This window comes from Kitasatospora indigofera, from assembly GCF_014655955.1.
Classification (GTDB): Bacteria; Actinomycetota; Actinomycetes; order Streptomycetales; family Streptomycetaceae; genus Kitasatospora; species Kitasatospora indigofera.
The window spans coordinates 72,416-97,775 of the sequence record NZ_BNBO01000013.1; the positions used below are offsets into that span (position 1 = coordinate 72,416).

The 25,360-nt window shown below is 75.2% G+C and carries 28 protein-coding genes; 14 read left to right on the forward strand and 14 right to left on the reverse strand.

The window, feature by feature from the left end; genetic code table 11:
- Positions 1–53 precede the first annotated feature (53 nt).
- Positions 54–458: a universal stress protein gene (locus tag IE329_RS14340; protein ID WP_190211328.1), complete on the forward strand. Its 405-nt coding sequence runs from the start codon at positions 54–56 to the stop codon at positions 456–458.
- An 18-nt stretch (positions 459–476) separates the two neighbouring features.
- Here the strand turns inward: IE329_RS14340 and IE329_RS14345 are convergent, their stop codons facing one another.
- The 5 genes from IE329_RS14345 to IE329_RS40585 form a co-directional block, all read right to left on the reverse strand.
- On the reverse strand, positions 477–1,061 hold the full coding sequence (locus IE329_RS14345; protein WP_073924614.1) for a TrmH family RNA methyltransferase: 585 nt from the start codon (positions 1,059–1,061) through the stop codon (positions 477–479).
- On the reverse strand, positions 1,058–1,636 hold the full coding sequence (locus IE329_RS14350) for a class I SAM-dependent methyltransferase (RefSeq protein WP_229927433.1): 579 nt from the start codon (positions 1,634–1,636) through the stop codon (positions 1,058–1,060). Before IE329_RS14350 ends, IE329_RS14345 begins: the two co-directional genes overlap by 4 nt.
- Before the next feature lie 216 nt (positions 1,637–1,852).
- Entirely contained in the window at positions 1,853–2,353 is a 501-nt protein-coding gene (locus IE329_RS14355; RefSeq protein WP_190211246.1) for a carboxymuconolactone decarboxylase family protein, read from the reverse strand.
- A 104-nt stretch (positions 2,354–2,457) separates the two neighbouring features.
- A complete protein-coding gene (locus IE329_RS14360; protein ID WP_190211247.1) occupies positions 2,458–2,676 on the reverse strand; it encodes a hypothetical protein in 219 nt (72 codons plus the stop codon).
- Positions 2,663–3,055 carry a hypothetical protein gene (locus IE329_RS40585; RefSeq protein ID WP_229927434.1) on the reverse strand — a complete coding sequence of 131 codons (393 nt, stop codon included), beginning with the start codon at positions 3,053–3,055 and terminating at the stop codon, positions 2,663–2,665. Before IE329_RS40585 ends, IE329_RS14360 begins: the two co-directional genes overlap by 14 nt.
- A gap of 131 nt (positions 3,056–3,186) precedes the next feature.
- Here IE329_RS40585 and IE329_RS14370 point away from each other — a divergent pair, with 131 nt between their 5' ends.
- Complete coding sequence (locus tag IE329_RS14370) at positions 3,187–4,014, forward strand: DUF5753 domain-containing protein (protein WP_190211248.1); 828 nt, start codon at positions 3,187–3,189, stop codon at positions 4,012–4,014.
- A gap of 4 nt (positions 4,015–4,018) precedes the next feature.
- Complete coding sequence (locus IE329_RS14375) at positions 4,019–4,219, forward strand: DUF397 domain-containing protein (RefSeq protein WP_190211249.1); 201 nt, start codon at positions 4,019–4,021, stop codon at positions 4,217–4,219.
- Positions 4,220–4,298: 79 nt separating this feature from the next.
- Here IE329_RS14375 and IE329_RS14380 read toward each other — a convergent pair whose 3' ends face one another.
- Positions 4,299–5,561 carry a hypothetical protein gene (locus tag IE329_RS14380; protein ID WP_190211250.1) on the reverse strand — a complete coding sequence of 421 codons (1,263 nt, stop codon included), beginning with the start codon at positions 5,559–5,561 and terminating at the stop codon, positions 4,299–4,301.
- Between the two features lie 315 nt (positions 5,562–5,876).
- Between IE329_RS14380 and IE329_RS14385 the strand changes: the two genes are divergently transcribed.
- Together IE329_RS14385 and IE329_RS14390 are read left to right on the forward strand one after the other, a co-directional pair.
- Positions 5,877–6,071: a hypothetical protein gene (locus IE329_RS14385; RefSeq protein WP_190211251.1), complete on the forward strand. Its 195-nt coding sequence runs from the start codon at positions 5,877–5,879 to the stop codon at positions 6,069–6,071.
- 157 nt (positions 6,072–6,228) lie between these two features.
- Positions 6,229–7,872 (forward strand): SCO4651 family lipoprotein, encoded by a 1,644-nt coding sequence (locus IE329_RS14390; protein ID WP_190211252.1) that lies wholly within the window; start codon positions 6,229–6,231, stop codon positions 7,870–7,872.
- Between the two features lie 61 nt (positions 7,873–7,933).
- Here IE329_RS14390 and IE329_RS14395 read toward each other — a convergent pair whose 3' ends face one another.
- Together IE329_RS14395 and IE329_RS14400 are read right to left on the reverse strand one after the other, a co-directional pair.
- Positions 7,934–10,372, reverse strand: a complete 2,439-nt coding sequence (locus tag IE329_RS14395) for a lysylphosphatidylglycerol synthase transmembrane domain-containing protein (protein ID WP_190211253.1) — start codon at positions 10,370–10,372, stop codon at positions 7,934–7,936.
- A 156-nt stretch (positions 10,373–10,528) separates the two neighbouring features.
- Positions 10,529–11,290 (reverse strand): SDR family oxidoreductase, encoded by a 762-nt coding sequence (locus IE329_RS14400; protein WP_190211254.1) that lies wholly within the window; start codon positions 11,288–11,290, stop codon positions 10,529–10,531.
- A 202-nt stretch (positions 11,291–11,492) separates the two neighbouring features.
- On the opposite strand from IE329_RS14400, the gene IE329_RS14405 reads away from it, so the two are divergent.
- The 6 genes from IE329_RS14405 to IE329_RS14430 all read left to right on the forward strand — a co-directional run bounded on the left by IE329_RS14405 (position 11,493) and on the right by IE329_RS14430 (position 16,809).
- Positions 11,493–12,389, forward strand: a complete 897-nt coding sequence (locus IE329_RS14405; RefSeq protein WP_190211255.1) for a helix-turn-helix transcriptional regulator — start codon at positions 11,493–11,495, stop codon at positions 12,387–12,389.
- A gap of 116 nt (positions 12,390–12,505) precedes the next feature.
- Positions 12,506–12,772, forward strand: a complete 267-nt coding sequence (locus IE329_RS14410; RefSeq protein WP_190211256.1) for a UBP-type zinc finger domain-containing protein — start codon at positions 12,506–12,508, stop codon at positions 12,770–12,772.
- 210 nt (positions 12,773–12,982) lie between these two features.
- Positions 12,983–13,261 (forward strand): hypothetical protein, encoded by a 279-nt coding sequence (locus IE329_RS14415; protein WP_190211257.1) that lies wholly within the window; start codon positions 12,983–12,985, stop codon positions 13,259–13,261.
- A gap of 199 nt (positions 13,262–13,460) precedes the next feature.
- Complete coding sequence (locus IE329_RS14420) at positions 13,461–14,690, forward strand: serine hydrolase domain-containing protein (RefSeq protein WP_308438368.1); 1,230 nt, start codon at positions 13,461–13,463, stop codon at positions 14,688–14,690.
- A 210-nt stretch (positions 14,691–14,900) separates the two neighbouring features.
- The gene (locus IE329_RS14425) at positions 14,901–15,392 is read left to right on the forward strand and encodes an NUDIX domain-containing protein (protein WP_190211258.1); all 492 of its coding nucleotides are present in this window, start codon (positions 14,901–14,903) and stop codon (positions 15,390–15,392) included.
- A 295-nt stretch (positions 15,393–15,687) separates the two neighbouring features.
- The gene (locus IE329_RS14430) at positions 15,688–16,809 is read left to right on the forward strand and encodes a hypothetical protein (RefSeq protein WP_190211259.1); all 1,122 of its coding nucleotides are present in this window, start codon (positions 15,688–15,690) and stop codon (positions 16,807–16,809) included.
- A 77-nt stretch (positions 16,810–16,886) separates the two neighbouring features.
- Here the strand turns inward: IE329_RS14430 and IE329_RS14435 are convergent, their stop codons facing one another.
- The 4 genes from IE329_RS14435 to IE329_RS14450 form a co-directional block, all read right to left on the reverse strand.
- On the reverse strand, positions 16,887–17,333 hold the full coding sequence (locus tag IE329_RS14435) for a GNAT family N-acetyltransferase (protein WP_190211260.1): 447 nt from the start codon (positions 17,331–17,333) through the stop codon (positions 16,887–16,889).
- Entirely contained in the window at positions 17,330–18,082 is a 753-nt protein-coding gene (locus IE329_RS14440; protein ID WP_190211261.1) for a tyrosine-protein phosphatase, read from the reverse strand. Before IE329_RS14440 ends, IE329_RS14435 begins: the two co-directional genes overlap by 4 nt.
- A gap of 145 nt (positions 18,083–18,227) precedes the next feature.
- On the reverse strand, positions 18,228–18,950 hold the full coding sequence (locus IE329_RS14445; protein WP_229927435.1) for a VC0807 family protein: 723 nt from the start codon (positions 18,948–18,950) through the stop codon (positions 18,228–18,230).
- Between the two features lie 154 nt (positions 18,951–19,104).
- Positions 19,105–19,788, reverse strand: coding sequence for a hypothetical protein (locus IE329_RS14450; RefSeq protein ID WP_190211262.1), 684 nt, complete (start codon positions 19,786–19,788; stop codon positions 19,105–19,107).
- Positions 19,789–20,358: 570 nt separating this feature from the next.
- Here IE329_RS14450 and IE329_RS14455 point away from each other — a divergent pair.
- The 3 genes from IE329_RS14455 (at position 20,359) to IE329_RS41505 (ending at position 23,961) form a co-directional block, all read left to right on the forward strand.
- Positions 20,359–21,078: an RNA polymerase sigma factor gene (locus IE329_RS14455; RefSeq protein ID WP_268257281.1), complete on the forward strand. Its 720-nt coding sequence runs from the start codon at positions 20,359–20,361 to the stop codon at positions 21,076–21,078.
- The gene (locus tag IE329_RS14460) at positions 21,075–22,097 is read left to right on the forward strand and encodes a hypothetical protein (RefSeq protein WP_190211263.1); all 1,023 of its coding nucleotides are present in this window, start codon (positions 21,075–21,077) and stop codon (positions 22,095–22,097) included. Before IE329_RS14455 ends, IE329_RS14460 begins: the two co-directional genes overlap by 4 nt.
- Positions 22,098–22,329: 232 nt before the next feature.
- Positions 22,330–23,961, forward strand: a complete 1,632-nt coding sequence (locus IE329_RS41505; RefSeq protein ID WP_190211264.1) for a protein kinase domain-containing protein — start codon at positions 22,330–22,332, stop codon at positions 23,959–23,961.
- A 33-nt stretch (positions 23,962–23,994) separates the two neighbouring features.
- Here the strand turns inward: IE329_RS41505 and IE329_RS14470 are convergent, their stop codons facing one another.
- Together IE329_RS14470 and IE329_RS14475 are read right to left on the reverse strand one after the other, a co-directional pair.
- Positions 23,995–24,573, reverse strand: a complete 579-nt coding sequence (locus IE329_RS14470; protein WP_190211265.1) for a potassium channel family protein — start codon at positions 24,571–24,573, stop codon at positions 23,995–23,997.
- Between the two features lie 118 nt (positions 24,574–24,691).
- Positions 24,692–25,327, reverse strand: a complete 636-nt coding sequence (locus IE329_RS14475; protein WP_190211266.1) for a MerR family transcriptional regulator — start codon at positions 25,325–25,327, stop codon at positions 24,692–24,694.
- Between the last annotated feature and the right edge of the window lie 33 nt (positions 25,328–25,360).

The following is a 25,360-nucleotide window of genomic DNA, read 5'->3' on the forward strand; positions in this document are numbered from 1 at the left end:
CGGAGCAGGCGGGCGCGGGCTTCGAGCGGGGCACCGACGGGCCCAAGGTGATCATGGTCGGGATGGACGGCTCGGAGGCCGCCGCCCGGGCCGCCGCATACGCCGCCGGGCTGGCCCGGCGCCAGAACGCGCTGCTCGCCATCGTCTACGTGCAGCCGGTGTACGCCGGTGCGGCGGCCCTCGGCGCGTCGGTGAACGAGACCACCGAGGAGGTCGCCGGCGAGCTGGTCCGGGAGATCCGGGCGTCGGCGGAGCGGCTGCGCGGGGTCTTCGAGGTCCGCTGGCAGTTCCACACCTTCCGGGGCGACCCCTACCAGGGGCTGGTCAAGGCCGCCGACCGGCTGAAGGCGGACGCGGTGGTGGTCGGCGCCTCCGAGCAGGCCGGGCACCGGATCGTCGGCTCGGTGGCCCTCCGGCTGGTCAGGGCCGGACGCTGGCCGGTCACCGTGGTGCCGTGACCGGCCGTCCGGCGGGCCTCACTCGGTCTCGTCGAGCTCCAGGTCGAACTCCCCGGCGTCGCTGCCGTCCGGCGTGCCGCTGATCGCGTAGCCCTGCCGGCGGGCCTCGTAGCAGGCGACCGAGGTCGCCGAGGAGACGTTGAGCGAGCCGACCCGGCCCAGCTGGGGGACGAAGGCGACGGTGTCGCAGAGCGCGAGGGCCTCGGCGGTGACGCCGCGGTCCTCGTGGCCGACCACGAACGCGGCCGCCGGGGTGAGCTTCGTGGCGAACAACGGGACGGCCTCGTCGGCCAGTTCGAGGCCGACCACCAGGAACCCGTCGGCCTTGGCGGCCGCGACGGCCTCGGCGACCGTCTCGAAGTGCTCGGCCTTCAGGTACCGGTCGGTGCCCATCGCGGCCTTCTGCGCGCCGGCCGAGCGCACCGAGGGGGTGTCACCGGTGAGGTACAGCTTCTCGGCGCCCATCGCGGACGCGGTGCGGACGATCGAGCCCACGTTGAAGGGCGACTGGAGGTTCTCCAGGATGATCGCCAGCCTGAACTCGTTGCTGCGCCGCCACTGGCGGTGCAGGCGCTTCAGGTCGGTCCCGCGGAGCTGCTTCACGACGTCGTACCTCGTCCAGTGTCGGTGCCGGCCGCCTCGGGGCGGGGCCGCGCTTCAAGAATCCGGAATCCGTTGACCGAGGTGACCCGCGTGGTCGGGTAGCCCTCGGTGTTCAGCCACTTCTGCAGCGAGTCCGAACCCAGGTTCCGCTGCACGACGAGGAAGGCCGAGCCGTCCGGCGTCAGGCGCGGCAGCCACCGGTGCAGCAGGCGGTGCAGCGCGCCCTTGCCGATCCGGATCGGCGGGTTGGAGTAGATCGCCGTGAACCGCAGGTCCTCCGGCACGTCGTCCGGCAGCACCGCCTGGACGTTGTTCAGCCCCAGCGCCTTCGCGTTGTCGGTGACCAGGTCGAGCGCCCGGGTGTTGATGTCGACGGCCCAGACGGCGGACCGCTTGCGGCGCGAGGCCCAGGTCAGCGCGATCGGCCCGTACCCGCAGCCCATGTCCAGGATCGGCCCCTTCACCCGGGGCGGCGGGGCGTGCTCCAGCAGGATCCGGGTGCCCGGGTCCAGCCGGCTCCGGGAGAAGACCCCGGTGTCGGTGGTGAGCTCCAGGGTGATGTCAGGCAGGGTCACAGTGATCGGACGTCGCTCGCTGACAACGTCGGGTGCACTGGTGAAGTAGTGCGAGCCGGACATGATTTCCCCGTCGGGTCGTGAGGGCCTGGGGCCACCGGGTGGGCGCGGGCCGGCCCTGCTTGTTCGGCCCTGATCGTAACCCTTTACCCGCCGCCACCCGGATCCGTGCAGGTCAGAGCCCCAGGCCGGGCGACAGTGGCGAGCCGGCGCCGGTCAGCCGATGCCGGGCACCTTCCGGGTGGTGACGGCGATCCGGTTCCAGGTGTTGATGGTGAGGATGAGCGAGAGCAGCTGGGCCAGCTCCGCCTCCTCGAACTGCTCGGCGGCGCGGCCGTACACCTCGTCCGGCACGCCGTCGCCGATCCGGGTGACGGCCTCGGTCAGGGCCAGCGCCGCCTGCTCCTTCGCGCTGTACAGACCGGCCGGCGCCTCCCGCCAGACCGAGAGCAGGTAGAGCCGCTCCTCGCGCTCGCCGGCCTTGCGGGCGTCCTTGATGTGCATGTCGAGGCAGTACGCGCAGTTGTTGAGCAGCGAGGAGCGGATCTGCACCAGCTCCACCAGTGCCGGGTCCAGGCCCTCCCGGGCGGCGGCGTCGAGCGCGAGCAGCGCCCGGAAGGCCTTCGGGGCGGACTTGGCGTAGTTGACGCGGGCGGCGGGGGCGGCGGGGGCGGCGGGGGCGATGGTGGCGGTCGCGGTGTTCTCGGTGATCGTCATGTGGACAACTCTAGGAGTGGAATGCACCCCGGCCATGGTGCATTCCACTGCCTGTTTCATGGGTCAATTCCGCGCCGCTGCGGGCCGTCCCCGGTGCGGCGGTTTCAGGTGTCCACCGCGCACCAGACCAGGCCGTCCCGGCTGGAGTGCCCGAACCTGTCGGCCAGCCCGAGCGCGGGCAGCGCCGCCAGCTGCCGCCCGGGATCGTCGGGCACCGGCGCGGTCAGCAGGTAGCCGGCGGGCGTCCTGGAGAGCCGTACGTCGGTGCCGACGCTGGTGGCCAGCCGGGCGGCGATGGCTTGCGCCCGCTCAACGGCCCGCATCGCCCGCAGCACGCACCCCGCCCCCGGGCGGCGTGGCGAACGGCGGCACCCGGTCCAGCCAGCGGCCGTCCACGTCCCACTCCACCCCGCCGCCGGCCGGCCGTAGGAAGACCACGGTGCCGACCCGGTCCATGAACACGCCGGTCCGCCCGTTCAGCGTGTCCAGAACCAGTTCACCGCGCCTGGAGGGCCGGTGGGGGTGGGCCGGTGGCTCGGCCCGGCCGCCCCCGGCGGGCCCGGCCGGATACGGGCTCACCAGCCTGAGCCCTGCCTCCGGCCGCCCGCCGCAGTTCGCGGGGCAGCGGCAGGCGGGCAGGCTCCGGTCGCCGACGACGGCGGGCGCGGAGCCCTGCGGGCCCACGGGCTGAGGGATCGTCATGATCGTTTCTCCATGGCGGTCTTGGACTCGGCAGTCCTTACGTTCCGTAGTCCAAGCGTCGCGCTCCGGCGCTACGCTGAGAAGGCACGGCATGTCTCACGTTGGAAGCTGGCACACGAAGGAGTGCGCCGATGGTGTTCCGGCCCCACGAGTTGCACCCCACCCGTTCGAACCGCGACCTGTACGGATGGGAGATGCGCGCTCACCGCAAGCGTGCCGGTGACATGTCGCTCGATCAGCTGACCAATGTGCTGGACGGATTCTCGAAGAGCCATCTGGCCCGGGTGGAGCGTGCGGCTTCGATGCCGTGCGCCCGGCTGTCCCAGGCCCTGGACGCGGCATTCGGTACGGACGGCACGTTCGGGCGGCTGTACGAGCTGGCGAAGAAGGAGAAGTTCCCCGGCAAGTATCGGCGGGCCATGGACCTTGAGGGTCGGGCCAGCATCATCGAGGAGTACACCAGCGCCACGGTCCCAGGGCTTCTCCAGACACCCGGACTGGCCCGGAGATCCCTTCAGACCGGTCATCCACATGCGTCCGCGCAGGAGATCGACAGCATGCTCAGTGCGCGGCTCGACCGGCAGAAGCGGCTCTCTTCGACCCCTGCCCCGCGTTGCTGGTTCATCCTCGACGAGGCGGTCCTGCGTCGCCCGGTGGGCGGGTCGGCAGTGATGCGTGCCCAGTTGGCGGCACTGGTGGACGACCGGCGCTCGCATGTCACCTTGCAGGTGTTGCCGTTCGGGGCTGGTGAGCACGCGGAGATGGGTGGCTCGCTCACGCTCTACACGGTGCCCGGGAACCCGCTGATCGCCTGGGTGGAGGGGAGTCACTCCGGGGTGATCATCGAAGACCCGGAAGGCGTTGCCGCCCGACGGGAGTCCTACGATTTGCTCAGGGCTCAGGCTCTCTCGCCCCGGGACTCCTCGGCGATGATCAGAACCTTGATGGAGGAGTGCTGACGCCATGAGATCCGACCAGAACGAGCAGTGGCGGAAGAGCAGTTACAGCAACAACGACGGTGGGACCTGCATCGAGGTGGACGACGCACACCCCGGTGCCGTCCGTGACTCCAAGGACCCCGGAGGGCCCCGGCTGCGCTTCTCGCGCGACGCCTGGACGGCGTTCGTGCGCGCCGTCGCCGACGGGGAGTTCGGCGCGCCCTGAGCCCGGCCGCAGGCGTCGGCGCGGGCCGGCTCCCCAGGGTCTCCGGGGGCCGGCCCGCGCTGTCGTGTTCCGGTGAGGGTCAGCCGCTGACCGACGGGGTGACCTTCACGGTGGGGGCGGTGTGGCCGTCGGCGGTGGCGCCGATCTGGACGGGGAGCTTGGTGCCGCCTGCCCAGCCCTTGTCGACGCCGATCCGGAAGGTGTACTCGGCGGTGGTACCGGCGCCGAGGGTGCGCTGCAGGGAGGTGGTGTCGACGGCGAGGTAGCCGTCGCAGTCGTAGTCGGCCTTGAGCGCGCGCCACTGGCCGTGGTCCTGCACCATGACGAAGAGGTCGCCGGGCGAGACGACGTGCTGGGTGAAGTCGCCGGAGTCCGGGTCCGTCAGGGTCTGCACCTTGAGCGCCGGGGCCGCCGAACGGAAGGCGCTCCCGGTGGGGTTGGTGACCTTCACGGTGTACCGGGTGCCCTGACCGCCGACCACCACGGCGCCGGGGCCGCCGGTCACGGTGACCTTGGGGAGGTGGCTGTCCACGACCTCGGTGTCGACGACCTTCTTGTTGCCGATCTGGTTGAACGTGGTGGTGTTCCCGTACGAGGCGGCCTCGACGGACAGGGTGCCCGGGCCGTTGTCGGCGGCCAGGTGGATGCGGTACTGGATGGTGCGGCTGGCGCCGGAGGCGAGCGGGAAGGCGGCCGCCGTGCCGGTGGTGGCGTAGTCCATGCCGCCGCCCTGGCTGAGCGGGAACTCGTGCCAGACGTTGCCGTCCTTGCGCTCGACGGTGCCGTGGGCCATCGCCAGGACTCGTGTGCAGGGCGCGCCCTCGTACTGCTGGGAGGAGACGACGGGGACGACCGTGTCGTAGCGCTTGGTGCCGGTGTTGGTCCAGGTGACGGAGAAGGAGACGGTGCCGCCGCCGGCCTCGATCCGCTGGCCGGCCTTCAGGCCGTCGAAGCGGATCTCGATGCCGCCGCCGGGCTTGACCACGCTCGTGGGCGTCCTGGTGGCGGAGGGGGTCCCGGCGGCGGCCGGGACCGGGGCGGCGGTGGCCGGCGCGGGGGCCGGAGCGGTGGTCGCGGTCTCGGTCGCGGTGGGGGTGGTGGTGGGCGCCGGGGTGGCGGTGGTGGTGGGTGCGGTGCTGGTCGGGGTGGGGGTGCCGGCGGGGGTGCTGAGGGTGGGTGCGGTGGTGGGGGCGGCCTGGGGGGAGCTGTCGGGGGTGCAGCCGACGGCGCCGGCGGCGATGACGGCGGCGAGGGGCAGGGTGAGGGCCAGGCGGCGGGAGCGGCCCTTGGCCGAACCAGCGGTGACGATCTTCGCAAAGCGGTTGATAACGGACGCGTTCATGATGCAGGTCCCCCTGGGATGAGAATGCGGAAGCTTTTTGCGAGGCGACCGGCCCGTCCCCGGCTTCCCGCCGGTCCGTCTCGCTGGCCCTCACCCTGATGGACGTGCATCCCCCCGGGGGGTTGCAGGTGAGTTCAGAAAATCTTTCCGGCCCCCCGGGGGCACCCCTGGGCCGCCCCGGCGGGAAGGCCCGGCAACACGCCCACGCCCGGGCGAGGCGTCGCGTCCGGGGCGCTGCGGACGGATACTTCAAGGGCCCCGTCAGGCAGGGCCCAGCAGGGTCCGGGTGAGGCTCCCAGCAGCGAGGACGACACCATGCCGCAGAATCCCGAGGACTACGTGGACGAGGTCGCCGCCGAGGCCGACGAGCCGGTCGAGGACGATCCGGAGGCCGACGAGTACGACGAGCTGGTGGAGCGCCGCGCACTGGGGGCGGACCCGGCGACCGATGTCGCCGATGCGGCGGAGCAGGCCCGGGTGGTCACCCTGGACGAGGACGAGTACCGCTGACACGGGGCGGCGCCGCCGTCGATTCGTCCCGATTGCCCTGCGACCTGCCGGATTCCCCACCGCCGGCCCGGCCGAATCGGTTTGAACCCGTTCAAACGCTCTGGCAGGATCGGGCCGACCGGGCCTGGGGCCCGCGGAACGTGTGGGGGGTTGGGTCATGCGCGCGCTGCGCCTTTTTTCCGCTGCCGTCGTCGGTGCCACGCTGGTGGGCGCTCTGACGGCCTGTGACGGCGTGACCGGGGCCGGGACCTCGGACGAGGCCGAGGCGAGGGCCGCGCTGGCCGCCTCGGCCGAGGTGATGCTGAAGGCCGGTAACGGTGCCGTCGAGATGGACACGCCCGGCGATGGGCCGACCGCGAACCTCAAGGGCTTCGCCTCCTGGAAGGACCGGTCGGCACTCGACGTCAGCAGCAAGGCCACGGGCTCGGACTACCGGGTCCGGGTGGTGGGCGACGCCAGCTACCGGGCGGTGCCCGCCTCGCTGGTCAAGCTGTCCGGCGGCAAGCACTGGGTGGCGTCCCGCACGCCCTCCGCCGACGAGGCCGTGAGCGGCGCGGACAGCCGCGACAGCGTGCTCGCGCACATGATCGACCCGGTCCGCCAGCTGCGGCTGGCGGCGAGCAGCGGCACGCTCAGCACGGCCGGCACCGGGCCGCGCGACGGCGAGGGGACGCGGCACTACCGGAGCGTCCTGGACGCCAACACGCTGATGAACGCCATGGGCATGGCCGGCGCCGAGCCGGACCGCACCTTCGCGCTGCGGCCGAAGCAGGCCTTGCAGGACACCGCGAAGAACGAGTCGAAGAGCGCGTCGAGGAACGCGTCGGCGTACGCGTTGAAGGACGCGTCGCAGGAGCCGGCGGAGAACGCGCGGACCCTGACGGCCGAGTTCGCGATCAACGACAAGCAGGAGCTCGTCCGGGTCCGGCTGTACTTCAACGAAGCCGGCCGGACCTCGCTGGCCCAGGACAACGCCCCGCTCGTCCTGCACTACTCGGGGCTGGGCGGCGCGCCCGCGATCGAGGCGCCCGCCAAGAAGGACGTCATGCGCGATCCGCTCGACCCCAGGTCGCGGACGCCCCAGGCGCAGAACCCGACGCACGACGCGGCCGAGTCGCTGGAGGGCGCCGTGGCGAAGGCCCAGCAGCAGACCTCGTACCGGACGACCCGGACCGGGCCGGAGGGCTCGGGCGAGCGGGCCGTGCTGGCCTTCCAGCAGTCCGGGTCGTCCGCGTTCTCCATCACCGCCTCCGACATCGAGACCTGGGGCAACCCGAAGACGCCCATCGACAAGGACGGCCACCAGCACGTGATCATCACGGGCGGCGTCTACTACGCGCTCGCCGAGCTGAGCGTGGGCAAGAGCTGGCTCAGCCTGGAGAACGGGACGGGCGACTCGAAGGCCAAGGGATACCTGCCGGCCTTCGTGGGGGCGCTCGCGGCGACCGACGAGGCGGCCTGGGTGGCCACCGAGGAGATCGGCGGCCGCCCGGTGGAGCACTACCGGGGCACCGTGGTGTTCTCCACGCTGGCCGAGTACACCGGCCCCGTGCTCGGGCAGTTCGAGCGCGACACCTTCATCAAGGAGGCCCGGGCGCACGGGCTGGACAAGGCCGACATCGACGTCTGGCTCGGCCTGGACGGCCTGGTCCTGCGGACCAGGGAGTCCGGCAGCGGCTCCCAGGGCGCGTACAGCGTGACCGAGGAGTACAGCGACCACGGCGCCGTCCGCGACATCCCGGCGCCGCCGGCCGCCGACGTGATCTCGTCGAAGGACCTGCTGGACGGCCTGAAGCGGTAGGGCCTGGCGCGCCGAACCGCACCGCGGCCCCGGACGGACCCGTCCGGGGCCGCTCCGTCGTTCAGAGCGCCTTGCGGCGCTGCAGCCAGGCGAAGGCCGCCCAGCCGGGCAGCACCGGCAGCAGGAAGGTCAGCAGGCGGTACAGCACCACGGCGGCCACCGCGGAGCCGCTGTCCATGGCGGCGGTCGCCACCAGCATCCGGGGCAGTGTCAGCTCGATCCAGCCCGCGCCGCCCGGGGTCGGCGCCGCGCTGCCGACGGCGTTGCCGACCAGCAGCACCACCGCGACCGACGCGAAGCTCGGACGGCTGTCGACGGCCTGCGCGCAGCAGTACAGGCAGGCCACCAGGCAGAGCGAGACGAGCAGCTGCCCGGCTATCCCGGCGCTCAGCCGCGCCGGGCTGCGCGCCAGGTCGAGCAGCCGGGGCAGCACCTCGGAGGTGAGCGGGCGGAGCCGGGCGCCGAGCCAGCGCCTGGCGGGCGGGACGGCCGCGGCCAGCGAGAGCAGCACGGCGGCGCCGGCCAGCCCGCCGACCAGGGTCGGCAGCGCGTCCAGCTCCGAGCCGGGGTCGTTGCCCAGCAGGTAGACGAAGGCGCCGAGCTGGAGCAGGTGCAGGATCAGGCCGAGCAGCTGGCCGACGCCGACGCTGGACAGCGCCTGCGGGGTCGGGATGCCCGAGCGCTGCAGGAACCGGGTGTTCAGGGCGATCCCGCCGACCCCGCCGGGCGAGACGATCTTGACGAAGCACCCTGCCACCTGGGCCAGCGTGGCGTGCCAGAGGTTCACCCGCTCCGGCACGAAGCCGACGAAGCCGACGGTGGCGGCGCCGTGGCTGGCGGTGGCGGCGAGCACGGCCAGGGTCATCCAGCCCGGGTCGGCGCCGGCCAGGGTGGCGATCGGGTTGTGGTCCGTGGTGAAGAACTGCGGCAGCAGCAGGCAGCCCGCCACCACCCCGCCGACCACGGCCAGCAGGGTGCGCGGCCGCAGCCGCTCCAGCCGGACGTCCCGGACGGCCGCCTGCGGGCGGGTGCGCAGCACCTCGGCGCGGATCGCGTCCAGCAGCTCGGGCTGCTGCTTGAGGTCGGCCCGGGTCCGCCGGGCCAGCGCGATCGGCTGGAGCAGCGGCAGGGCCGCGCCGACGGCGGCCGGTCCGAGCGCCGCGACGCCCGAGCCGACGGCCCGCTCGGCGCCGGTCCGCAGGGCGAGGGTGGTGAGCAGCTGCGCGACGTCGGCCCGCAGCACCAGGTCGCTGGCCGCGATGTCGCCGTCCGCCAGGTCGACCAGGTGGACGGCGCCGCACTCGGCGACCAGGACGGCCTCCGGGACGAGCGCCCGGTGCGAGATCCGCCGGGTCTGCAGCAGCTTGAACTGCGCCCAGACGTCCGCCAGCAGCTCCTCGGTCAGCTCCTCGTCGGCGAGCAGGCCGAGGGTCCGGCCGGGGACGTGCTCGTAGGCGACCAGGGCCGCGTCCGGGCCGAGTTCGGCGCTGGCGACGACCCGGCGGGTCCGGACCCCGGCGGCCACGGCGGCGTACGAGACCAGCGCCTCGTGCTCCAGGCCGGTGCGCAGCGAGCGCAGCACCCGCGGGTGCGGGGCGGTGCGCAGCCGCAGCCGGCGCCAGACCCGCTGGAACAGTGCGGCGACCAGGGCCTGCCGGTCCAGCAGCAGGACGTCGAGGTCGGGGCGGCCGTCGTCCTGCCCGACCAGGTAGCGGTCCGGGCCGGACGGCGTGATGGTGCGCGGGCGCAGGCCGACCTGCCGCAGGCTGAGCGCCAGCGCGGCCGGCCGGGGCCGCGGGTCGGGGACCCCGACCGCGTACAGCGTGCCGTGCGCCACGGTGGCGCCGATCAGCAGCCCGAGCAGCAGTGACAGCGGGCCGGCGTACCCGCTGAGCAGGCCGGCCACGCCGGAGAGGGCGAAGGCGACCCGGGGCCGGTGGCGGTCGCGGGCGCCCGCGGCGATCAGGAAGGCCAGCACCGGCGCCAGGTAGCCGTAGACCGGTTCGGTGTGGCCGGGGCCGTCGGGCAGCGGGTGGGTGAGGGCGTCCAGCAGGGAGGCGGGGGCGGCGCCGTCGATCCAGAGGTCGAGGGCGACGCAGAGCCCGTACGCCACGGTGGCGGCCAGCAGGCCGTCCGCCACCTGCTGGCGCCCGCGCCGGCGGTCGTGGCCGAGCAGCAGCCGGGCGCCGGCCACGGCGGGGACGAGCAGCAGGGCGGCGGTGGACAGCGCCCCGGCGATCCGGGAGACCGCGCGCGGGATCAGGTCGACGCCCTGGGCGATGTCGGCGTCCATGCCGCCGGCGGTGGCCTGGGCGTAGTCGGCGAGCAGCAGGGTCAGGCAGATCGCGGCCAGGCCGAGCAGCAGCCGGATCAGCGCGGCGGGCTGCCGCACCCGGTCGGTGCCGCCGACCATCCGGCGGACGGGTGCTCCGGCGGGTGCGGTCGGGGGCGGTCCGGCGGGACGGTCCGTGTCCGTGCCGCTGCCTTGTCGATCTGTCACCGTGGCCACGCGGCATGCTCCCATGCCCGGCCGTCCGGGGGGAGTGGCGGGCCCGGTCCCGGCCCGACCCGGGGCGCGGTCCCGGCCCGACCCCGGGTGCGGTCCCGGTCCGACCCCGGGTGCGGCCGGCGGGTCCGGTCCGGGCCGCCGGGCGGGTCAGGCCTGCCGGGTGGGCAGCACCAGCAGCTGGCGCAGGTTGACCTCGCGGCGGCGGCTGACGGTGTAGCCGATCAGGTCGGCGACGTCCTCGGCGGTCAGTGCGGGGATGGCCGCGAACATCCCGCCCAGCTGCTCGGCGAGCTCCGGGTTGTCGATGTGCCCGCCCAGTTCGGTCTCGGTCAGGCCGGGCTCGACGTTGGTCACCCGGACGTCGCGCGGGCCCAGTTCGGTGCGCAGGGCGGCGGAGAGCTGGGTGAGGCCGGCCTTGGTGGCCGCGTACACCGCGTAGTCGGGGAAGACCACGTGCGAGGCGATCGAGGAGACGTTCACCAGGTCGGCCGTCCGGCCGGCCGCGGCGGCGCCGGTCAGGTCGGCGGTGAAGGCCCGGATCACCCTGAGCGCGCCGGTCAGGTTGGTGTCGATCATGCGGCTCCACTCGTCGAGCCGGCCCGCGGCGATCGGGTTGGGCAGCATCACGCCCGCGTTGTTCACCACCAGGTCGACCTGGCCGTACGCGGCCCGGACCCGGTCGGCGGCGGCGTCCACCGAGGCCTGGTCGGTGATGTCGACGGCCACCGCGAGGGCCTGGCCGCCGTCGGCGCCGATCTTCGCGGCGAGTTCGTCCAGCCGCCCGGCCCGGCGGGCGAGCAGGGCGACCCGGGCGCCGTTCGCGGCGAGCAGGCGGGCGGTGGCCTCGCCCATGCCGCTGGCGGCCCCGGTGACGACGGCGGTGCGTCCGGCGAGGGTGGGGTAGCTCATGGGGTTCTCCTGGTTCGGGTCGCTGCTGCGAACGGCGTTGCTGCGCAGGGGGCCGTGCGGTACACGCCGGGTGGTGCGGTCCGGGTGTTCCTCGTGCCGTCGCACCCCACTCTGCGCGGCCGTCGCGGGGCGGCCCAGGCCTTGCTCTTCCTAGGAAAACCAGTACCAGGATCAGGCCGGGCCCCCGGTCTAACCTGGACGGATGGAGAACACGGTGGGGGAGTTCCTGAAGTCCCGGCGTGCCCGGATCCGGCCCGAGGAGGTCGGTCTCCCCTCGCACGGGCGCCGGCGCGTCCAGGGCCTGCGACGCGAGGAGGTCGCGCAGCTGGCCGGGGTGAGCGTCGACTACTACATCCGGCTGGAGCAGGGCCGCGGCACCTCCGCCTCCGACGCGGTGCTGGACGCGGTCGGCCGGGTGCTGCGCCTGGACGGGGTGGAACAGGCCCACCTGCGCGACCTGCTCCGCCCCGCCCGGGCGACGGGCCGCGCCGTCCGGGGCCGGCAGCAGGTCAGGGAGGGCGTCCGGCTGCTGCTGGAGATGATGGACGCGGTGCCCGCCTTCGTGCTCGGCCGCCGGATGGACGTGCTGGCCTGGAACGGGCTCGCCGACGCGTTGCTCGGCTTCGGCGGCCGGCCCCCGGAGGAGTGCAACGCGGCCCGGCACGTCTTCCTCGACCCGGGCGCGCGGGACTGCTACCCGCAGTGGGAGGCGGTCGCCGCCGAGACCGTCGGCTACCTGCGGCTGGACGCCGGCCGCTACCCGGAGGACCGGCGGCTCGGCGCGCTGGTCGGTGAACTGTCCGTCCGCAGCGAGGAGTTCCGCCGACTCTGGGCCGACCACCAGGTCAGGGAGAAGACCCACGGCAGCAAGCTGATCCACCACCCGCTGACGGGCACGCTCAGCTTCGGGTACGAGACGCTCGCCGTCTCGGGCGCCGCCGACCAGCTGCTGATCGCCTACACCACCCCGGCGGGCTCGCCGACGGCGCAGAAGCTCGCCGTGCTGGCGAGCTGGACGGCGGACGGCCCGCCGCGCGGCCCCGCGGGCGCCCCGGCGCCGGGGCGGGGCACCGGGGAGGACGTCTCGCCGCTCGGCTGACCCGGGGCGCGCGGGCCGGTCCGCGCGCGGTGGGCGAGGTGCGGTGGACGAGGTGCGGTACGGGCGGCCCGGCGCGGTTCCCGGCCGTCGGACCCCGGCCTTACTACCCTGCGTACATGAGCGCGTGCGAAGACCTTGCGGCGGCCCCTGCGGACATCGTTCCGACGCCCCCGACCGACGGATGCGCCGACTGCCTCGCCGCGGGCAGCCGGGACTGGGTGCACCTGCGGCTCTGCCTGGACTGCGGGCACATCGGCTGCTGCGACAACTCGCCGCAGCGGCACGCCAGTGCGCACTTCCACAACAGCTCCCACCCGGTGATCCGCTCGTACGAACCGGGCGAGGAGTGGCGCTGGTGCTACGTCCACGAGGCGATGGGCTGAGGCGACAGCCCGCGACGCGGGGCGGGGCCGGGCTGCCGCGGCGGTACGGGGCGCGCCCGGCCGGGGCCGCCGGGGTGCGGACCGCGCCCCGGGGCCGCCGGGAGCCGGCCGGACAGAATGTGTATTCGGATGAAATCCGGACATAACATCCCGTGCGGCTCCCTCGTCCCCGCAGGTGCGGCGGCGAGCACCGCCGAAGGGAGATCAACGATGGCCATGCAATCATCGGCCCGGATGAGCAAGCTCCAGCGCGGCACCCAGGAACTGCTGGAACGCCGGGGGATGGCGGCGACGCCACGGCCGCTCGAGCCGCCGTCGCTCACCAACGCGCCGCCGACCGGGGCACCCGGCATGCACTTCGGGGACAGCACGTTCCGGCACGGCGGCCGGGACGACGGCACGGCGACGGCCATGCACTCCGCCCCCGCCATGCACGCCGAACTGAAGGGCCACCGCCACCGCGGCGCGGAGAAGCACTCCGCCCACTGAGTCCTCTCGGGGCGGGAGCGCGCGCCCGGCCGTCCGCCGGCCGCGCTCCCGCCCCTGACGCGTGCCCGGCCGCACCTCGGGGGAATCCCCCTGCGGGATCAGGGGCGGCTCCGGGCCCGTCCCGGATGGCCCGGCGGCAGGGGTCCGGCAGGCTGCTCGACGGAAGCACACCGCCCGTCGACCGCCTGGAGCGACTCCCGTGAACTCGTCCGCGCACCGCACCCGTTGGACCACCCTGGCGGCTGCCGCCGCCCTGGTCGCCGCCGTCGTGGCCGGCGCCGGGACGCCCGCGCTCGCCGCCGGGCCGGCCACCGCGGGCCACCCGTCCGCCGCCACCGCCCAGCCCGCCCGGCCGGACCGGGACGCGCTCGCCCGGACCATCGCCGACCTGCCCGACGAGGGGATCACCGGTGCGCTGGTCCGGGCCGGCGGCCGCGGCGGGCGCTGGTCCGGCACGGCGGGCGACGGGGTGGACCCGGACGGCCGGTTCCGGATCGGCAGCATCTCGAAGGTCTTCACCGCCACGGTCGTACTGCAACTCGCGGCCGAGCACCGGCTGGCCCTGGACGCGCCCGTCCAGCGCTACCTCCCCGGCCTGCTGCCCGCGGACCTCCCGGCCGTCACCGTCGGCCAGTTGCTCGACCACACCAGCGGGCTGCCCGGCGGCTCCGGCCTCACCTCCGGGGACGGCAGCACCGGCTGGTTCGCCGCCCACCGCACCGACTCCTGGACGCCGGCCGAGGTCGTCGCCGCCGCCCTCGCCGGCCCGATGAGCTTCGCGCCCGGCAGTGCCCAGCAGTACAACGGGATCAACACCTTCGTCGCCGGGATGGTCGTCGAGAAGGTGACCGGCCGCACCTTCGCCCAGGAGGTGCAGACCCGGATCGCCCGCCCGCTGGGCCTGCGCGACACCTACGTGCCCGCCGCCGGCGACACCTCGCTGCCCGACCCCTCGGCGCACGGCTACCTGACGGTGCCCGGCCCCGGCGCCGGTGACCCGGGGGTCCGGGTGGACGTCACCGAGCAGAGCCCCTGGCCCTGGGCCGAGGGCGGCATGATCTCCTCCGCCCCGGACCTGGAGCGGTTCATGACCGCGCTCTTCCGCGGCCGGCTGCTGCCGCCCGCCCAGCAGGCCGAGCTCTTCACGGTGCCCGACGTGCCCAACGTCCGGAACAAGAACTGCGAGATCGGCCCGACCGCCGGCCGGGCGTGCTTCAGCATGGGCCTGATGAGCGTCACGCTGCCCGACGGCACGCTCGTCTGGGGCAAGACCGGCAGCCGCCCCGGCTTCACCAGTGGCCTGTTCGCCACCCGCGACCTGAGCCGCCACGTCGTGTACTCGTTCAACCCGACCGGCCTGAACGGCGAGGAGTTCCCGCACGTGTGGGCCGTGGTGACGACGGCGTTCGGGTCGGGGCAGGCCTATTGAAGGGGCCGGGCGGGCTGAGCGGGCGGGCGGGCTGAACCGGCCGGGTAGGCGGGCTGAACCGGCCGGGCCGGGCGGGCCGAACCGGCCGGGCGGGCGGGGTCGCGGCCGGTGGTACGCCTCCGGTCCCGCCCCGGCGGACCGTGGCACAGTGGGGGCGCACATTCTCGATCCGCGCCGGTCCGCCGGTCGCGCACTCCAGAAGGAGTCACCATGTCGGACGGCCCGCTGAAGTCCCGTGAGGAATGGCTCGCCTCGCTGCCGCGCGCGTACGCGGCCGCCGGATGCCTGCTCCGGGACGAGGAGGGACGGGTGCTGATCGTGAAGGCCGGCTACCGCGAGCACTGGCAGTTCCCGGGCGGCACCATCGACCTGGGGGAGGGCCCGGACGCCTGTGCGGCAAGGGAGTTGGAGGAGGAGACCGGGATCGTCCGGGAGGCCGGCGACCTGCTGGTGGTCGCCTGGACGCACCCGTCCGAGGAGCTGGCGCACCCCGCGATCCACTTCCTCTTCGACCTCGGCAGCATCGCGGGCGACACCCCGGTGACCCTCCCGGCGGGCGAACTGGACAGCTACCGCTGGGCCCCGGTCGAGGAGGCGCTCCAACTGCTCGGCCCCGCACGCTCGTTGCGGCTGGCGGCGGGGCTGGAGGCACGTGCGGACGGGCGGGTGCGAATGGTCACCAGCCCGGTCTCCGGCTTCTGAGCAGGCCGTTCGATGGCCCGGCCGGCCTTGCCGACCGGGGCTGAAAAGTCGAACTGACGTATCGTCATATCCCTTGGTGTGCAGATGAAATGGATGATCCCCCGGATGTAGCATCCGGGGGATCAGATCCGCTACGACTGCCTGGCCACATTTTTCTTGGCCGAAAGATATCCAGGCGGTCGCACACCATCGAGTGGCCGACGCCGGCCGAGCCCGATCCCCCGAGTGTACGCACGCCGAGCGGCGTGTGGGGCCCTCGGCGCGTCGGCGGGGCGCGGCGCCCTCGGGAGAAACCATGAACCTCAGCGACACCGCCGGCGTCCGCCCGGCCGGCTGGACCGCCCCCGCCAACGAGTTCCGCACCCGGCTCGGCCAGTGGATGCAGCAGATCCCCACTGGCGGTGCCTGGAAGTCCTTCGGGTCGGCGTTCGCGCTCTTCCTGATGCACGCCGCGCAGAAGGCCGACGCCGACGGGACCAACCTCCACCAGGCTCCCTCGAACGAGTGGTTCGCCAAGTCCTGCCGGACGTCCAAGGACTCGATCCCCCGGTTCTACCGGGCCGCCGCCGAGGCCGGGCTGATGACCCTCGCCTTCGGGCCGTCCGGTGCCCGGGTGCGGGGCTACGCCTGTGTGCTGCCGGTCGGCGGCGTCCCGCGCTGGGAGGCGGCCCTGGCCGTCCTCCGGCAGGACCGCCGTAGGGTCCGGCAGGCCGTCCGCCGGGCGGCCGGCCGGCTCGCCGGGCCCGCCGGGGACGTCACGGGGACGGATGCCGCCGTGCCGGCGGTGCCCGCCGTGCCCGCCGACAACTCCGCACGCGACGCCGGCACCACCCGCACCGCCCCAGCCGCCCCCGTGCGGGCAGCCGCCTCCGGCCCCGTACCCGGCAGCGCGGACGGGCCCCCGTCGGGCAGGTCCGCACGTGCGGGGCTGCCCGACGGGGGCACCGGAGGAAACAGCTCCGCACGTGCCGGTTCGGGCAGGTCCGCACGTACCGGCACACAGGTCCGCACGTGCGGGCCCGACCAGGAAGCCCATCACCAGGACAGGACGACGGCTGGTCTTTCCGGGCCCGTAACCACTCCGCGCGTGCGGGCGTTGTTGAGCGTGGGGGGAGCGGCCGCATCGGCCGGACCCGCCCCGGCCGAGCCCCTCCCGGCCGGACCGTGGACCGCCGGACCTCCCGGCCCCGACGACCTGGAGCACACCGGTGGACCGCAGCACCGCGACCGGACGCCGGCGGGCGTTCCCGCCGCACCGGCCTGCGCCGCACCGCCCCCCGAGCCGGCCGGACCGGCCGCGCCCGGCCCCGGGTGGCCGGCGGGGGAGGTCGTCCGTCCGGGAACGCCGGGGTGGGACGAGCTACGTGCCACCATGCGGGCGATCCGTGAGCGCCTCGGCGGTGGCCGCCGCCGGTGACGCTCCGGGCCGGGCGGCTGGTCTCCCGGCGCCGCGGCTCCCGGCGGCCGGGCCCGGCGCGGCCGGCGGCCCGGCGGTCAGAGGCCGAGCTTGAACCCGTCGTGGCTGCGGACGAAGCCGAGCGAGGCGTAGAAGGCGTGGGCCCCGGCGCGGCGCTTGTCGCTGGTCAGCTGGACGAGCGTGCAGCCGCGTCGGCGGGCCCGCTCGACGGCCTCGCCGATCAGCCGGCGGCCCAGCCCGTCGCCGCGCCGGTCGGCCCGGACCCGGACCCCCTCCAGCAGGGCCCGCTCCTGGCCGTGCCGGCCGAGGCCGGGGATGTAGGTGAGCTGCAGGTAGCCCAGGACGGTGCCGTCGCCCTCGTCCAGGACGAGCATCTCGTTGCGGGCGTCGCCGTCCACGGCCTCGAAGGCCCGGCCGTAGGCCTCGTCCACCCGGACGCCGGCGGGGTCGGTGACCCCCTCCTCGTCGGTGAGCAGGGCGATGATGGCGGGGAGGTCCTGGCGGACGGCGTCACGGAAGATCACGGGTGGATCATCGCAGCCGGCGGGTCGAGCAGCCGGGCGCGGGCGGCGGCCAGGTCGGCCGGGCCGAGTCCGGCGGCGAGCAGCCGGGCTTGCGGGTCGAAGCCGTCCAGCGCGGTGAGCAGGGCGCGGTCGGCGGTGGTGCCGGCCCGGTCCAGGACGGCGGTGATCAGGGCGTCCTCGTCCGGGCGCCCGAGCATGCCCCACAGCGGGCGCAGGTTCGGGCCGCTGAGCAGGTAGTCGGCGACGATCGCGGCGGGCTCCACGTCCGCCAGGCTGAGCAGCAGCAGGGCGGCCAGGCCGGTGCGGTCACGGCCCGCGCCGCAGTGCACGACCACGCCGCCGGGCCGGGCCCGGGCGACGGCGGCGACGATCGCGGCGATCGCGCCGGGGCACTCGTCGAGGTAGGGGCGCAGCGAGAGCGGGGTGCCGTCCAGTTCGCCCCAGCGCTGCCACCAGTCCGCGCCGGCCAGCTCGTCGAGCGGTATCCGGACCAGGTCGAGGCCGGCGGGCAGCGGCAGCAGCGGCTTGTACTCGTCCGCGTTGCGCAGGTCGATCACGGTGCGGATGCCGTAGGCCCGCAGGGCCTCCCAGCCCTCGGCGGTGAGCCGGTCGAGGTTGTCGGCCCGGACGACGGCGCGGTGGCGGGTGCGGCCCCCGGTGGCGGTCGGCAGGCCGCCCAGATCCCGTACGTTGAGGCAGCCGTCCCAGGTCAGGGTGCGCCTCTCGGTCTGTTCTCCGGTGTCTGTCATCGGTTCCCCCCGTGTCCGGTGGGGGCGGTCGCCCCCTCTGTTGTGACTCCTGGGGCGGCCCGGCGGTTCCGGACCGGGCCCTTCGCCCGACGCTGGGTCAGCTCCGGCCAGGGGCCCGCCGCCCCGGCCGGGGCGGTGCGCCCGGTCAGGCGGCGGCGGGCTCGGGGAGGGCGGCGGCCTCGGCCCGGACGAGCTTCTCCATCGGGTCGGCGGCGGCCCGGCCGAGCACGGCGGCGACGAGGATCGCGGCCACCAGGAAGACGGTCGACAGCCAGGCCATGGTGCTCACCGGCAGGGTGAAGGCGCCGGTCACCCGCGCCGCGCACTCCCCGGACAGGGCCAGGCCCCAGATCGCGGAGAAGGCGCGCTCGTGCCGGCGGAAGGCCCGCGAGCCGGCCGCCCGGCCGTCCGCCAGCCGCTGCCAGGCGGCCGTGCGGAGCCGGTCGCCCTTGGTCAGGAAGGGCATCAGCACGCCGGACATCAGCGGCCGCCCGGCGGCCACCGAGGCCAGCACCGCCAGGCCGACGGCGCCACTGAGCAGGCCGTCCTTGGCGATCATCAGGCGGGCGTCCCCGGTGACGCCGGCCAGCACCAGGCCGAGCAGGTTCACCGCGAGCATCAGGGCGGCACAGGTGTTGAGCCGGCGTTCGCGCAGCAGCCCGAGGACGGTCCGGACGGCGGGGATCAGGCCGGCCAGGCCGAGCGCCGCCACCTGGCCCAGGCCCAGCGCGGAGTGCAGCAGGACGTAGCCGCCGAGCGGGGCCAGGACGTCGATCGCGAGCGGTGCGAAGGCCGAGCGGGTGCTCGCCGTCGCGGCGCGGGGGGTGGTCGCGGTGGTGGTGCCCGTGCTGGTCAGGATCTGGCTCATGTCGGTTGCCTCCGCCGGGAGTTCGCGCCGGGCGGTCCGCCCTGCGTCGTGCCTCCAGTCTGGCGATCCGGCCACCATGGCCAGCAGTGCCTTCCGTTGCCGGATCGGCGTGACAACTGTCATGGGAGCGCCCGTGATACGGCTCCCGAGGTGGCTACCGGCCTGGGAAGACCCAGAGTTCGCGCCCCAGGGTGTCCGCGCAGCGGACCGCCCGGAACCGCTCGTCCCCGGCGGAGAGGAAGCCCTCGGCGACGCCTTGCAGGACCTCCCGGGCCACCGGGTCGGACCGGCTCCAGGCACCGGTGAGGACGAGGGTCTTGTCGGTGAGTTCGGCGCGCTGGATCCGGGCGACCGAGGCGCTCAGCAGGACGGCGTTGACGTCGGCGAGGCCCGCGCGGGACAGGTAGGTCTCGCCGGTGCGGTGCCGGTCGACCAGCCGCAGCAGCTCGGGCAGGGCGTAGTGCCGGACGGCGGCGACGGCGTCCTCCACGGCGACCTGCCAGCGCGGGCCGGGGAGCACCTCCCACCACATCTCGTCCTGCACCGGCAGCAGTTCCCCGATCCGGGCCCGCCAGGTCTCCACCCCGTACCGGACCCGGGGGTCCGGGCGCAGGCCGGGGAGGCCGCTGTCGGCCCAGTCCTGCTTGCCGGTCAGGCTGAGTTCGAGGGTGAACCGCACCCGGTCGCCGAGCGGGCGGCGGACGACGCCGATCAGGGCCCAATGGCCCTCGTCGGGGAGGCTGAAGGTGTGCCGCCATCCGGTCAGGCCCAGGGCGCGCATGGCGGGCGCGAAGTGGTCGCGCAGCCCGTCCGTGTAGAGCTCTTGGGCGGTCTTCATCACGTCTTCCTGGTCGGCGGGGTCGGCGGGGTCGGCGGGGTCGGCGGAGCGGCCCGTGGCGGGGGCCGTGCGGGCACGGGCCGGCCCGTGGCGGGGCCGGTGGGCCGGGTGCCGCGGCGGGCGGGCGGCCGGGGCGGTGGGGGCCGGGGCGATCGGGCGGCGCCGGGGGCGCGGGAGTGGGACGGGCGGCGGCCGGGACGCGCGGTGGTCGTCCGCTCGCGGCCCGGCCGGTGCGGCGGGCCCCTGGTGCGAAGAAGTCGTGGAGGTCCGGTGTCGTTCCGGTTCCCGTCCAACGTATGCGGGGTGCGGGTATCGGAACCGCGGGCGAACGACAGCGGCCGGGGGGACCTTGGACCCTCCGGACAGGGGGTTTGGTCCCGGCCGCCGCAACACGGAGTTCACCGGGCACCCGTCCGGCCGGGTGCCGGATGCCGGATGATGGTGCGAGTGCACAGTGCAGACCGCCCCGGAGCCGGTACCGACAGAGGTGTCGGCGTCCCCGGCTTCGTCCCGCCGCCGCGTTCCCGGTCGGCCGGCCCCCCGCCGGACCGGTCGGCCGCCCGCCCTGCCGTGAACCCCGCCGCAGGTGCCGCCGCCCCGGCCGGGCCGAGAGCCGCCGGCCGCCCGGCGGAAGGCCCGGCCGACCTCTCGGCCGCCCTGACCGCCGCCCAGGGCGGCGACGAGGACGCGTTCCGGCAGCTGTTCCGGGCGGTGCAGCCCGGGCTGCTGCGCTACCTGCGGGTGCTGGTCGGCGGCCGGCCGGGCGACACCCAGGACGCCGAGGACATCGCCTCCGAGACCTGGCTGCAGATCGCCCGCGACCTGCACACCTTCTCCGGGGACACGGACGGGTTCCGCGGCTGGGCCGCCACCGTCGCCCGCAACCGCGCCCTGGACCACCTGCGCAGCAGACGCCGGCGCCCCACCGCGGACCTGCCGCTGGAGTACCTGGCCGAACTGGCCTCCGGCGACGACACCGCGGGCGCCGCCCTCGCCACCGTCGGCACCTCCGACGCGCTCGCGCTGATCTCCCGGCTGCCGCGCGACCAGGCCGAGGCCGTGCTGCTGCGGGTCGTCATGCAGCTGGACGCGGAGAGCGCCGCCCGGGTGCTCGGCAAGCGGGCCGGCACCGTACGGATGGCCGCCCACCGGGGGCTGCGCGGACTCGCCAAGCTGCTGGAGCGCACCGGCGCGCCCGAGGCCGGGTTCCCGCACCGGGGGGCTCCGCAGAAAAAATCTCCGCAGGGTGTGACAGAACCCAGGACCGCGACGCTGAAGGACTTGAGATGAGCACCAACCGATCCCGTCGGATCGACCGCGACACCGCCGAGCAGTTGCTCGCCGGTGCGGCGGCCGGTACGCCGGTCGGTCAGGCCTCCCTCACCGGAGAGGACGGCGACAGCGGGCACCAGGCGCTGGCCGCCCTGCTCACCGCTGCGGCTGCCCCGCCGGCGGAGGGCGATCTCTCCGGTGAGGAGGCGGCCCTGGCCGCGTTCCGGCTGGCCGCCCGTCCCGCCGCCGTACCTGTCCCTGTTCCCGCTCCCGCCGTACCGCCCCGGAGACGATCGATGGCAACCGCCGCGCTGGCCCAGGCCTTCAGCGCCAAGGCCGCCGTCGTCGCGCTCGCGGCCAGCGCCCTCGGCGGGGTCGCGGTCGCGGCCGGGGGTGGCCACCTGCCCGCCGCGCTCGGCGGGGGGCCGTCAGGATCCGGCCGGCCCGCGGCCCTGAGCACCCCCGAGATGTCCACGGGCACGCCGCCCGGCACCCCGTCGGGCAAGCAGACCGGTGCCCGGAGCAGCTCCTCGCCGGGCGGGGCCCCCGTCCCGTCCGGCGGACCCGCCACCGCGGGTGAGGCCACCGTCCCGGGCGCCGCCGAGTCCGCCGGCCCGCTGGACGCCCCCGGCACGCCGACGGGCACCCAGCCCGGGGCCGGTCCGGGCGAGCGGGGCGCATCGCCGACCCCCGGCGGCCCGACCGCCGTACCCGAACTGGTGGCCCTCTGCCAGGAGCTGGCCGACGCCGAGGTGCACGGCAAGACCCTGCGCTCGCTCGCCGCCGAACCCCGGTACGCACCGCTGCTCAAGGCGGCGGGCGGCGCCTCGAAGATCGAGGGCTACTGCGCGGCGGTCCGCGCGGGGACGACCGGCAGCGCCCGTGAGGGCGGCGGCCAGGCCACGGCCGGCGCCTCGCCGACGGCTGCGAACGGGACGCAGGGCGGCCAGACCGGCGCCCCGCAGTCCTCCGAGACGGCCGCCGGCCGTGCCGAGGAGCCGGCCGCGCGATCCGGCAACACCTCCACCGCGAGGTGACACGAACTCCGGACGGGCGGTGGGTGAATCCCCCCGGACCCGCCGCCCGTCCGGACCCCTTCCCCGCCCCGCCGGCCGCCGCCCGGCCGGCGGACCACCGCCGGCCCGCCGGCCGCGTACCGGGCCGGGCGCCCGGGATCCGTGGGGCCGCCGCGCCGCGGCGGCTATCGTGCACAGGTGCGCGAGGCGACCAGGAGCCCTGGGCGCCGGGACGGTGAGGGGAGCGGTTCCAGTGATCGGACGTGCGCTGAACGAGCGTTACGAGCTCGTGGAGATACTCGGGGTCGGCGGGATGGCCACCGTCTGGCGCGGTGTCGACCGGGTCCTGGGCCGGCAGGTCGCCGTCAAGGTGCTCAACGGCGGACTGGCCGACGACCCGCGCTTCGCGGAGCGGTTCAGCCGGGAGGCCCAGCACGCCGCGATGCTGGCGCACCCGCGGATCGTGATGGTCTTCGACTCCGGGGTCGACCAGGGCTCGCCGTACATCGTCATGGAGCTGGTGCACGGCCGTTCGCTGGCCGCGCTGCTGGCCGAGCAGCCGATGCTGCCGGTCGAGCGGGCGGTCGGGATCGCGGCGGCCGTCTGCGAGGCCCTGGAGGTGGCGCACGGCGCCGGCCTGGTGCACCGGGACATCAAGCCGGGCAACATCATGATCACGTACGACGGCGGGGTGAAGGTCGTCGACTTCGGCATCGCCCGGGCCGGCTCCTCCGGCGCCGGGCTGACCCAGGCCGCGACCGTGCTCGGCACCGCCGCCTACCTGTCGCCCGAGCAGGCCACCGCCGGGGCCGTGGACGGCCGCTCCGACCTCTACGCGGTCGGCTGCGTGATGACCGAGATGCTCACCGGCGAGCCGCCGTTCACCGCCGACACCCCGGTGGCGATCGCCTTCAAGCAGGTCTCCGAGCAGCCGCTGCCGCCGTCCGCCCGCCGCCCCGGGACGCCCCCGGCGCTGGACGCCGCCGTGCTGCGGCTGCTCGCCAAGAACCCGGGGGACCGCCCCCACGACGCGGCCGCGGCCCGTGCCGAGCTCCTCGCCGCCGTCCCCGCCCGTCCGGCCGGCTCGGCCGCCGACCGGACGGCCGAGCTGCTGGCCGGCGGTGACCAGGCCCGGCCGCTCTTCCCCGGTGTGCCGCAGGGCGGCGCCGACCAGCAGCACACCACCGTCCTGCCCCCGGTCCCGGGCCCCGGCGCGTACCCGGGCCACCACCCGGCGCCGCCCGGCCCCGCCACCACCCTGATGCCGCCGGTGCCGGTGATGCCGTCCGCCGGGCAGGCACCGCCGTACGGGGCCGCCTTCGGCGGCCCGGGCCCGGAGCGCCCGCGGCCCCGGCGCCGGCCGCTGCTGCTCGGCGCCCTGGGGGTGGCCGGGGTCGCGGGCGCGGCGGTGATCGCGATCGTCGCCCTGGACGGACCGCCGGCCGGGAGGTCCACCACCCCGCCCGCCGCGACCCGCAGCGCCGCACCCGGCAGCCCCGTGCCGGTCAGCCCCACCGCCGGGGCGTCGACCGCCCGGCCCTCGGCCACGGCGTCCCCGGCCCCCACCAAGCTCCAGGGCCCGGCGGTGCAGCTCGCCGCCCTGCGGGAGCTGGTGGCGAAGGCGCAGCTGCAGAAGGAGCGCGACAAGCAGGCCGACCTGCTGCGGGCCCTGGACGACGCCGGCAAGGCGCTCGCCGCCGGGCGGGAGGCGGACGCGCAGCAGGAGCTGAAGGACGCCCAGCGGATCGTCCGGGACCTCGCCAAGAAGCACGCGATCGACACCGCGACCAGCCTGAACTGGCAGGCCAGGCTGACGGTGCTGGTCAACACGGTGAACCCGGCGGCGGGGGCGGCCGCCGGCAACGACGCCGGGAACGACAGCTGACGGTTGCCGGTGGGTGCCGGTGGCCCTCGGTCGTCAGCCGTCCGGCCCCGGCCCCGGCTCCGCCTCCGCCTCCGGTTCGCGTCCCGGAGGCCGGCCGCTCCCGCGGGCCCGTGCGCTGATCTGGCTGCGCACCCGGTTGCTGAGGCTCCCCGCGGCCGCGGCCAGGAAGACGAAGTTGTAGAAGATCTGCAGGATCACCACCACCCTCGCCTCGTCCCCGCTCGGCGTGATGTCCCCGTACCCGACGGTCGACAGGGTGATCACGGTGAAGTAGAACGCGTCCAGTCTGCTGTGCAGGCCGTCGAACTGGTTGTCCCGGGACAGCACGAAGTAGCCCGCGGAGAAGGTCACCATCGACAGCATGATCAGGAACGCCAGGCCCACGCCGGGCCGGCCGCCGACCTGGGTCAGCACCTGCAGCGTCTTGCGGAGCAGGAGCACGGTCAGCACGGTCAGCGCGGCGCCGAAGACGATCCAGCTGAGGGCCGGCCGCTCGGGCCCGAAGAACTCCAGGGGGAGGGTGAAGTAGCCGATCATCAGGGCGGCGAAGCCGCCGACCACCGAGGCCACGCCGCGGATCAGCTTGGGGGTCCACGACTCCACGGGCACCATCCTGCGGCTGGGGGGTCCACGGCTTCCGGCGCAGCCCTCCCCAGCCTGCGGCCCGGTGCCCCGGCCCGCCCGGGGGCCTGCTCCGTTCGGGTCCGCGGGCCCGCCGCCGGGCGGGCCGTCAGCCCAGGGCGGCGAAGGCCCGGGCCGAGGCGTCCTCCTGGGCGAGCCGGTGCAGGGCGGTGATCAGCGCGTCGCCGAGGACGGTGCCCAGGACCACGCCCTCCACCTGGCTGTCCGGGTCGGAGCGGCGGCCGACGGTGGCGATCTCCGAGGCCGCGAGGCTCTCCACGGCGTCCGCGTAGTCGTCGAGCACGACGAGCAGGTCCTGCTGCCCGAGTTCGAGGTAGCTGTGCAGGACCTGGGTCAGGGTGTCGCGGGCCGGTCCGGGGCTCTCGACCAGCCAGCCGCGTTCGGCGATCAGCCGGTCGGCGCGCTCCCGGGCCTCCAGCAGGTCGGCGGAGTCGGGGTCGCCGGCGGGCGCCGGGTTGAGGGCGTGCTGGGCGATCCCGAGCCGGTCGTGCAGGGAGTTGTCGGGGGCGTCGATCGAGTCGAGCACCGTCCGGGTGGCCGCGATGGAGAGCTTCCCGACGTCCAGCAGGGCGCGGACCAGCTTCAGCCGCCGGACGTGGGCGTCGCCGTACTGGGCCTGGTTGGGGCTGGTCAGCTCGCCGGCGGGCAGCAGGCCCTCGCGCAGGTAGTACTTGATGGTCGGCACCGGGACGCCGGTCCGGGTGCTCAGCTCTCCGATGCGCATGGGCTCTCCCTCTCCAACGGTATGGATAGCTTA

Excerpts from the sequence above, each read along its gene's own strand:
- IE329_RS14405 (WP_190211255.1), top strand. The coding sequence starts at position 11,493 with ATGGAGAACACGGTGGGGGAGTTCCTGAAGTCCCGGCGTGCCCGGATC.
- IE329_RS14460 (WP_190211263.1), top strand. The coding sequence starts at position 21,075 with ATGAGCACCAACCGATCCCGTCGGATCGACCGCGACACCGCCGAGCAG.
- IE329_RS14410 (WP_190211256.1), top strand. The coding sequence starts at position 12,506 with ATGAGCGCGTGCGAAGACCTTGCGGCGGCCCCTGCGGACATCGTTCCG.
- IE329_RS14445 (WP_229927435.1), bottom strand. The coding sequence starts at position 18,950 with ATGAGCCAGATCCTGACCAGCACGGGCACCACCACCGCGACCACCCCC.
- IE329_RS14450 (WP_190211262.1), bottom strand. The coding sequence starts at position 19,788 with ATGAAGACCGCCCAAGAGCTCTACACGGACGGGCTGCGCGACCACTTC.
- IE329_RS14385 (WP_190211251.1), top strand. The coding sequence starts at position 5,877 with ATGCCGCAGAATCCCGAGGACTACGTGGACGAGGTCGCCGCCGAGGCC.
- IE329_RS14355 (WP_190211246.1), bottom strand. The coding sequence starts at position 2,353 with ATGACGATCACCGAGAACACCGCGACCGCCACCATCGCCCCCGCCGCC.
- IE329_RS14400 (WP_190211254.1), bottom strand. The coding sequence starts at position 11,290 with ATGAGCTACCCCACCCTCGCCGGACGCACCGCCGTCGTCACCGGGGCC.
- IE329_RS14475 (WP_190211266.1), bottom strand. The coding sequence starts at position 25,327 with ATGCGCATCGGAGAGCTGAGCACCCGGACCGGCGTCCCGGTGCCGACC.
- IE329_RS14430 (WP_190211259.1), top strand. The coding sequence starts at position 15,688 with ATGAACCTCAGCGACACCGCCGGCGTCCGCCCGGCCGGCTGGACCGCC.
- IE329_RS14440 (WP_190211261.1), bottom strand. The coding sequence starts at position 18,082 with ATGACAGACACCGGAGAACAGACCGAGAGGCGCACCCTGACCTGGGAC.
- IE329_RS14425 (WP_190211258.1), top strand. The coding sequence starts at position 14,901 with ATGTCGGACGGCCCGCTGAAGTCCCGTGAGGAATGGCTCGCCTCGCTG.
- IE329_RS40585 (WP_229927434.1), bottom strand. The coding sequence starts at position 3,055 with ATGACGATCCCTCAGCCCGTGGGCCCGCAGGGCTCCGCGCCCGCCGTC.
- IE329_RS14375 (WP_190211249.1), top strand. The coding sequence starts at position 4,019 with ATGAGATCCGACCAGAACGAGCAGTGGCGGAAGAGCAGTTACAGCAAC.
- IE329_RS14415 (WP_190211257.1), top strand. The coding sequence starts at position 12,983 with ATGGCCATGCAATCATCGGCCCGGATGAGCAAGCTCCAGCGCGGCACC.
- IE329_RS14340 (WP_190211328.1), top strand. The coding sequence starts at position 54 with ATGGTCGGGATGGACGGCTCGGAGGCCGCCGCCCGGGCCGCCGCATAC.
- IE329_RS14380 (WP_190211250.1), bottom strand. The coding sequence starts at position 5,561 with ATGAACGCGTCCGTTATCAACCGCTTTGCGAAGATCGTCACCGCTGGT.
- IE329_RS14360 (WP_190211247.1), bottom strand. The coding sequence starts at position 2,676 with ATGCGGGCCGTTGAGCGGGCGCAAGCCATCGCCGCCCGGCTGGCCACC.
- IE329_RS14470 (WP_190211265.1), bottom strand. The coding sequence starts at position 24,573 with ATGGTGCCCGTGGAGTCGTGGACCCCCAAGCTGATCCGCGGCGTGGCC.
- IE329_RS14390 (WP_190211252.1), top strand. The coding sequence starts at position 6,229 with ATGCGCGCGCTGCGCCTTTTTTCCGCTGCCGTCGTCGGTGCCACGCTG.
- IE329_RS14370 (WP_190211248.1), top strand. The coding sequence starts at position 3,187 with ATGGTGTTCCGGCCCCACGAGTTGCACCCCACCCGTTCGAACCGCGAC.